The 7,273-nt window shown below is 69.1% G+C and carries 7 protein-coding genes; 6 read left to right on the forward strand and 1 reads right to left on the reverse strand.

What is annotated here, in order from left to right; translation table 11 throughout:
* Window positions 1-956: LamG domain-containing protein (locus tag P409_RS40135; protein ID WP_193366513.1), on the reverse strand; the 956-nt coding region annotated here is incomplete at its 3' end.
* Between the two features lie 175 nt (window positions 957-1,131).
* Here P409_RS40135 and P409_RS21225 point away from each other — a divergent pair.
* The 6 genes from P409_RS21225 to P409_RS21250 all read left to right on the forward strand — a co-directional run.
* On the forward strand, window positions 1,132-2,430 hold the full coding sequence (locus P409_RS21225) for an ABC transporter substrate-binding protein (protein ID WP_081991675.1): 1,299 nt from the start codon (window positions 1,132-1,134) through the stop codon (window positions 2,428-2,430).
* Window positions 2,431-2,442: 12 nt separating this feature from the next.
* Window positions 2,443-3,438, forward strand: coding sequence for a carbohydrate ABC transporter permease (locus P409_RS21230; protein ID WP_081991676.1), 996 nt, complete (start codon window positions 2,443-2,445; stop codon window positions 3,436-3,438).
* Between the two features lie 7 nt (window positions 3,439-3,445).
* The gene (locus P409_RS21235) at window positions 3,446-4,327 is read left to right on the forward strand and encodes a carbohydrate ABC transporter permease (RefSeq protein WP_052121074.1); all 882 of its coding nucleotides are present in this window, start codon (window positions 3,446-3,448) and stop codon (window positions 4,325-4,327) included.
* 36 nt (window positions 4,328-4,363) lie between these two features.
* A complete protein-coding gene (locus tag P409_RS21240; protein ID WP_238578737.1) occupies window positions 4,364-5,854 on the forward strand; it encodes an aldehyde dehydrogenase family protein in 1,491 nt (496 codons plus the stop codon).
* Window positions 5,854-6,963 carry an NADH:flavin oxidoreductase/NADH oxidase gene (locus tag P409_RS21245; protein WP_034843318.1) on the forward strand — a complete coding sequence of 370 codons (1,110 nt, stop codon included), beginning with the start codon at window positions 5,854-5,856 and terminating at the stop codon, window positions 6,961-6,963. The genes P409_RS21240 and P409_RS21245 overlap by 1 nt, the downstream gene beginning before the upstream one ends.
* A 37-nt stretch (window positions 6,964-7,000) precedes the next feature.
* Window positions 7,001-7,273 (forward strand): RidA family protein (locus P409_RS21250; RefSeq protein ID WP_161790443.1); only part of this gene is annotated, 273 nt, incomplete at its 3' end.

Consider the following 7,273-nt stretch of genomic DNA (forward strand, 5'->3'; position numbering starts at 1 on the left):
GGCGCGGCGGAGGCGGCCGGCGCGAACCGGGCCCGGTGACGCGTGGTGACCGGGGCGGCCGGATGCAGGCCATGCGCGTCGATCGGGATCTGGTGCAGCTCGATCGTGCCCGAGTCCGCATCGAAGGTCGCGGCCAGGCGGTACCAGCGCCGCTCGGCCAGGGGTACGCCCGTGGAATACTCCGCGGTCTCGGCGCCGTTGCCGAGCCGCAGGGCCAGGGCGCCGCGATCGTCGAGGCACAAGGCGAAGCCACGGCGCGTCGCCTCCGACCAGGTGCCGGCCAGGGCCTGCGCGCCGCTGGCCGGCCGGGTCGGCCAGGCCAGGACGTGGAGGGTGAAGCTGGCGGGCGGGTCCGCCAGCACCGGCAGCTCGATGTGGGAGCCGAGGCGGATGGGCTGCACCCGTCCGGGATAGGTGCCGCTCGCCTCGGTCGGCACCTCCTCCTCGCGATAGCCCTGCCCGTCGGGGCCCGTCTGGGGCGACAGCAGGCGCACGATGTCGGCCCGGAACGAGTCGATGCCGAGGCAGCTGACCTGGATGTTGACCACATCGCCCAGAGCCGCGGTAACCGCATCGGCATAGGCCAGTATCGCGCGGTCCGGATCCGGGGCGGCGGGCGGCGGCGACACGGGCGGCGGCAGCGCCGGTTCTCCGAGGGCGGCGGCGAGGTCGTGCCCGGTCAGGGCGTGCCAGCGCAGCTTGAACACGGTCCACTCGGCCTCGGCGAGATCGGTGAAGACGATGCCGGGCACCGGCACCGGACGCAGCGGCTGTCCCTCCATCCGCGCCAGCAGCCAGCGGGCCCGCGGTTCCAGGACGATCAGGCAGTGCTTGCCCTCGACCGGCAGGCTGCGCATCCGGATCAGGACGGCCTGCAGCTCGGGGCTGTGCAGCCCGAAGGGGCGGCTGCGGAACTCCCGCGCGAGGTCGAGGCGGGACGGGTCGATTTCATACATCGGATGGGGCGCGCCGCCGCGGGCGGGTCCTGTGTTGGTGGCGGAAACAGCCGATCTCTGTCACGGTTTGGCTTAATGCGCAATTCAAACCATATTTTTTGGTTGAAACGGCATAGCGTGAGTGCTTAGGGTTGCGGGAACGGCAGCTTGAACATCAAAAATCGGGGAGGGCGACATGCTGTCCACCAGCAGGCGCGGGCTGTTGAGGGGTGCCGGATCTCTGTCCCTGGCGATGGCCTTGAACGGCCTCGCGCCGGGGCGCGGCGTGGCGGGCCAGCCGATCAGCTTCGTCGGATGGACGTTCCGGCCGGACATGGTTCAGGGCTATGTCGACTACTTCAACAAGAAGTACGACGAGCAGGTCAACTACTCGACCCTGCCCTGGCCGCAGTTCCACCAGACGCTGGAGGCCAGGGCCTTCGCGGGCGAAGTGGTGGATGTGATGTACTGCTTCCACTCCTTCCGCGAACGCTGGTCGCAGACCGGGCTGATCCGGCCGCTGGACGATCTTCCAGGAGTCGACGAGATCAAGGCGGCGATGGCGCCGGCCAATCTGGAGAGCCTGAAGAACAAGAACGGCCAGCTGATCGCCCTGCCGTACTACCTCGCCCTCTACATCATGATCACCAACGAGCCGATGCTGCAGCAGGGCGGCTTCCAGGCCCCGGCAGCGAGCTGGGACGAGCTGATCGAGCACTGCGTCAAGCTGAAGAAGGACGGGGCCTCGGAATACCCGTACCTGCCGAACTGGAACCCGACGGTGACGGGAACGACGACGCAGTTCCTGACCGACTGCTTCGCCGATGGCGCCATGGTCTTCGACGCCGACAACAGGCTGGTGATCGACCAGGATCCGGGCGTCGCCCAGGTGATGGAGCGCTGGCAGCGCATCTACGGGCTGGGCCTGGTGACGCCGGAGATCTTCACCAAGCCGTCGACCACCGATGTGCACCGGATGATGTTCACCGGTCGCTACGCCTATCACAGCAACCACTCGAACTACCTGCAGACGATCGCCAGCAACACCAAGGAATCCCTGCTGGCGCCGAAGAAGGCGAAGATGACGGCCTATCCCGGCAAGACCGGCGATACCTACATGTGGACCGATTCCTACGTCCTCAACGCCAACACCACGGCGCTGGAAAGCGCTTGGAAGCTGATGCGGTTCGTCGGCGCGAACCTCGACAAGGACTGGACCGTCCAGCGGAAATGGGCGATCGCGACCGGCCTCGACAACCCGTACCCCGCGCTCTACGAGGAGCCGGAGGTGATCTCCTCCTATGCCAACTGGATCGACCTGCCGCTGCTGCGCCGGCAGTTCGAGAAGGGCAAGGTGATCAGCGCCTTCAAGGAGGCCTGGTACCCGGAATACGACGCCCGGGCGGTGCCGATCCTGCACGACATGATCCGCAAGACCATTACCGTCGGCGACGCGATCAAGCAGCTGGTCGCGCTGCAGCGGTCGCTGGCGTGAGGCGGCCCGGGCATGGCGCAGACGATCACGACAGGGGGCGGAATCCCCGCCGGTCAGGCCGGGCGCGACGCCGCGGCCCCGCGGCGTCGGGGGCGCCGTGCGGATGCCTGGTTCACCGCCTGGATGGCGGGGCCGGCCCTGTTCGTCATCGCCCTCGTCGTCTTCGTGCCGCTGGTCTATTCGGTCTGGCTCAGCTTCGCCGAGGTCGACCTGCTGAAGCGGGGCGGCCCGGCGATCGAGATCTTCGGGATGAGCCTGCCGCTGTACCGCTTCACCGGGCTGCGGAACTATCTCGGCACGCTGTCCGATCCGCAGTATTGGCAGGCGCTGGCGCGCACCGTCTATTTCGTCGCCCTGTTCGTGGCCGAGGCGACGCTGGTCGGGCTGGCCATGGCGCTGGTGCTGAACGCCCGGTTCCGTGGCCGCGGGCTGATGCGGGCGATGCTGCTGATCCCGTGGTCGCTGTCGCGCATCGCGGTCGGCATCCTCTGGCTCGGCATGCTCGACGCCGATTTCGGCGCGGTGAACGGCGTGCTGTACCGCCTCGGCCTGATCGACACCTACATCTCGTTCTTCAGCGACGGCTTCACGGCGCTGAACGCGCTGATCGTGGTCTATGTCTGGAACCAGGCCCCGTTCGCCGCGATCCTGTTCCTGGCCGGGCTGCAGTCGATCCCGTCCGACCTCTACGCCGCCGCGGCGGTCGACGGCGCCGGCTTCTGGCGCAAGCTGTGGCACATCACGCTGCCGTCGCTGCGGCCGATGATGTTCCTGGTGCTGGTCCTGGCCACGGTCAACGGGTTCCTGATGCTCGACCTCATCTACGTGATGACGTCGGGCGGGCCGGGCAACGACACCACCACCGTGTCCTGGCTGGGCTACCGGGTGGCCTTCAACTTCTTCAAGTTCGGCCCCGGCACCGCGATCCTGTTCACCCTGACCCTGATCTGCGTGGCCCTGACCTTCGTCTACCACCGGCTGGTCCTGGCGCGCTTCCAGGCGGAGTAGGGGCCCGATGTCCGCATCCTCCAGCATCCGGCCGGTCGGGCGATGGATCTCCGCCCGGGGCATCTACGCCGCCGTCGTCATCGTCGCGCTGTGGCTGGCCGGCCCGTTCCTGTGGCTGGTCGTGACCAGCATCAGCGACCAGCGCGACCTGCTGGCCCGGCCGATGCCGCTGATCCCGCCGCATCCGAGCCTCGACAACTACGCCAAGATCCTCGGGCTGGTGGAGTTCCACGCCAGCCACCAGACGGCGCAGATCCTGCCGGCGCTGTGGAACAGCATCGTGGTGACGCTGGTGGTCACCGCGGTCAACGTCGTCGCCGGCAGCATGGCCGGCTACGCCTTCGCGCGCAGCCGCCATCCGCTGATGGGGATCACGCTCTACGCCGTCCTGTTCACCCGCATGCTGCCGGTGGTCGTGCTGATGCCGGCCCTGTTCCTGATCATGAAGCAGATGGGGTTCCAGAACACGCTCAGCGGCCTGGTGCTGGCCTACTGCTCCTTCACCTTCCCGTTCACCATCTGGATCATGAAGGCCTATTTCGAGACGATCCCGCGCGAGCTGGAGGAAAGCGGCCTGGTCGACGGCTGCACCCGGTTCCAGGTGTTCAGCCGGATCGTGCTGCCGATCTCCGGCCCCGGCCTCGTCGCCGGCGGCGCCTTCACCTTCGTCCTGTGCTGGAACGAGTTCCTGGTGGCCCAGATCCTGAACTCGAAGCCGGGCACGACGACGCTGCCGCCGGTCATCGCCGGCATGGTGGGGCAGGCGAACATCGAATACTCGGTGATCGCGGCCTCCGGCTTCCTGTCGGCGGTTCCGGCCGTCGTCCTCGCCCTGATCTTCCAGCGCTACATGGTCCAGGGACTGACCGCGGGCTCGGTCAAGGGCTGACGCCCTGCCCCCGCTTCCGCATGAAAGGATTGGATGATGACCCACGCTTCGCCCATCGGGCACCCCGCTTTCTTGGACGGGGCCGCGAAGAAGCTCCTGATCGACGGCAAATGGGTCCCGGCGGCCTCGGGCCGGACCTTCGACACGATCGATCCTTCGACCGGCGCCGTGCTGGCCAGCGTGGCGGAAGGCGACCGGGAGGATGTCGACCGGGCCGTCGCCGCCGCGCGCCGCGCCTTCGAAGGGCCGTGGAGCAAGCTGAAACCCTATGACCGGCAGCAGATCATCCTGCGCCTGGCCGAGCTGGTCGACCGCCACTTCGACGAGCTGACCCTGATCGACACGCTGGACATGGGCGCGCCGATCGGCCGAACCCGGGCGTCGCGCCGCCGCCTGCTGGGCCTGCTGCGCTACTACGCCGGCATGGCCACGGCGCTGCACGGCCACACGGTCGAGAACTCGATGCCCGGCGACTACGTCACCTACACGCTGAAGGAGCCGGTCGGCGTCGTCGGGGCGATCACGCCCTGGAACGGGCCGCTGGTGTCGTGGATCTGGAAGGTCGGGCCGGTCCTGGCCACCGGCTGCACCATGGTCCTGAAGCCGGCGGAGGAATCGCCGCTGTCGGCGCTGCGCATGGGTGAGCTGCTGCTGGAGGCCGGCCTGCCCGACGGCGTGGTCAACATCGTCACCGGCCATGGCGAGACGGCCGGGGCGGCGCTGGCGGCGCATCCCGGCGTCGACAAGGTGGCGTTCACTGGGTCCTTCGAGACCGGACAGAAGATCGTCCAGGCCTCGGTCGGCAACCTGAAGCGGGTGACGCTCGAGCTCGGCGGCAAGTCCCCCGACATCGTCTTCTCCGATGTCGACATGGATCTCGCCGTGCCCGGCGCGGCGATGGCCGCCTTCGCCAATTCCGGCCAGATCTGCAGCGCCGGCACGCGCCTCTATGTCGAGCGCGGCGTCTATGACGAATTCGTCGAGCGGGTGGCCGCGTTCGGCCGGTCGCTGAAGGTCGGGCGCGGCGTCGACCCGGATGTCCAGATCGGGCCCCTGGTGTCCGAACAGCAGCTGCGCCGCGTCTCCGGCTATTTCGACGTCGGGCGGCAGGAGGGCGCGCGCCTGGTCACCGGCGGCAGCCGCCTGGACGGGGAAGGGCTGGCCCAGGGCTATTTCGTGGCGCCGACCGTGTTCGCCGACGTGCATGACGAGATGCGCGTGTCGCGGGAGGAGATCTTCGGCCCGGTGCTGAGCGCCGTCCCCTTCACCGATATCGAGGAGGTCGCCCGCCGGGCCAACGACACGATGTACGGCCTGGGCAGCGGCGTGTGGACCCGCGATGTCGGCAAGGCCCACTACCTGGCCAAGGCGATCCGCGCCGGGTCGGTCTGGGTCAACTGCTACCAGACGATGGACCCGGCCATGCCCTTCGGCGGCTACAAGTCGAGCGGCTACGGGCGGGAATCCGGCATCCAGCAGTTCGACGACTACCTGAACACCAAATCCGTCTGGATCCGGACGGCCTGATGTCGGCCCTGTTCTCGCCGATCACCCTCGGGGGCATGACGCTGCGCAACCGCATCGTCGTGTCCCCGATGTGCCAGTATAGCGCCCCGGGCGGGGCGGCGTCGGCCTGGCATTTCCAGCATCTCGGCCAGTTCGTCGTGTCCGGGGCCGGGCTGATGATGATCGAGGCCACGGCGGTCGAGGCGGCGGGGCGGATCACGCCCCTGTGCCTCGGCCTCTACACCGACGGGCAGGAGGCGGCGCTCGGCCGTATCCTGGAGGTCTGCCGCGCGGTCGGCGACGCCCGCATCGGCATCCAGCTGGCGCATGCCGGCCGCAAGGCCTCCTGCGACCTGCCCTGGCATGGCGGCGCCGCGCTGCCGGCGGGGGAGGGAGGCTGGCCGGTCGTCGGCCCCTCGCCTGTGGCCTATGACGAAACCCGGCCTGTCCCGCACGGGCTGGATCGCGACGAGCTGGACCGCATCCGCGACGCCTTCGCGACCGCGGCCCGGCGGGCCGCGCGGCTGGGGATCGACGCGGCCGAGCTGCACGCCGCCCATGGCTATCTGCTGCACAGCTTCCTGTCGCCCGTCAGCAACCGGCGCGACGACGCCTATGGCGGGTCGCTCGACAACCGGATGCGCTTCCCGCTGGAGGTGGCGGCGGCCGTCCGCGACGCCTGGCCTGCCGGCCGCATCCTCGGCGCCCGGGTGAACAGTTCGGACTTCCTGGACGGCGGCGGCACGCTCGACGACACCATCGCCTTCGCCGCCGGGCTGAAGGCGATCGGCTACGACTATGTCTGCGTGTCGAGCGGCAGCCTGGTCGGGGGCCAGCGCTTCCCGAACCATCCGGGATACCTGCTGCCCGACGCGGCCCGGCTGCGGGCCGAGGCCGGGATCGCGACCCAGGCCGTCGGCCTGATCGCCTCGCCCCGCCTCGCCGAGGAGGCGGTGGCGGGCGGGCAGGTCGACATGGTCGCGATGGCGCGCGCCTTCCTCGACGATCCGCGCTGGGTCTGGCACGCCGCCGAAACGCTGGGGGCGAAGGTCGACTATCCGGTCCAGTACGGGCCGGCCCATCCCGGCCGCTGGCCCGCGGCGGCGTCGAGGCCGTTCGCCGCCGCCTGACATCTCAACCTCTGCCACCACCGAAAGGGACCGCACCATGGCCAATCTCCGGCACAATCCGGCGTCGATCGCGGCGCCGACGAACAACCTCTATGCCCATGGGGTGGAGGTCCCGGCCGGCAGCCGGGGCCTCTACGTCGCGGGCCAGGTCGGCACCCGGCCCGACGGATCGATCGCGCCGGACGTGCCGGGCCAGGTGGAACAGATCATGGCCAATATCGAGGCGATCCTGGGCGAGGCCGGGATGGGCTTCGGCGACGTGGTGAAGATCACGGCCTACTGCCTGAAGGCGGAGGACATCTTCACCTAT

It is taken from the genome of Inquilinus limosus MP06, from assembly GCF_000767795.1.
Lineage (GTDB): Bacteria > Pseudomonadota > Alphaproteobacteria > DSM-16000 > Inquilinaceae > Inquilinus > Inquilinus limosus_E.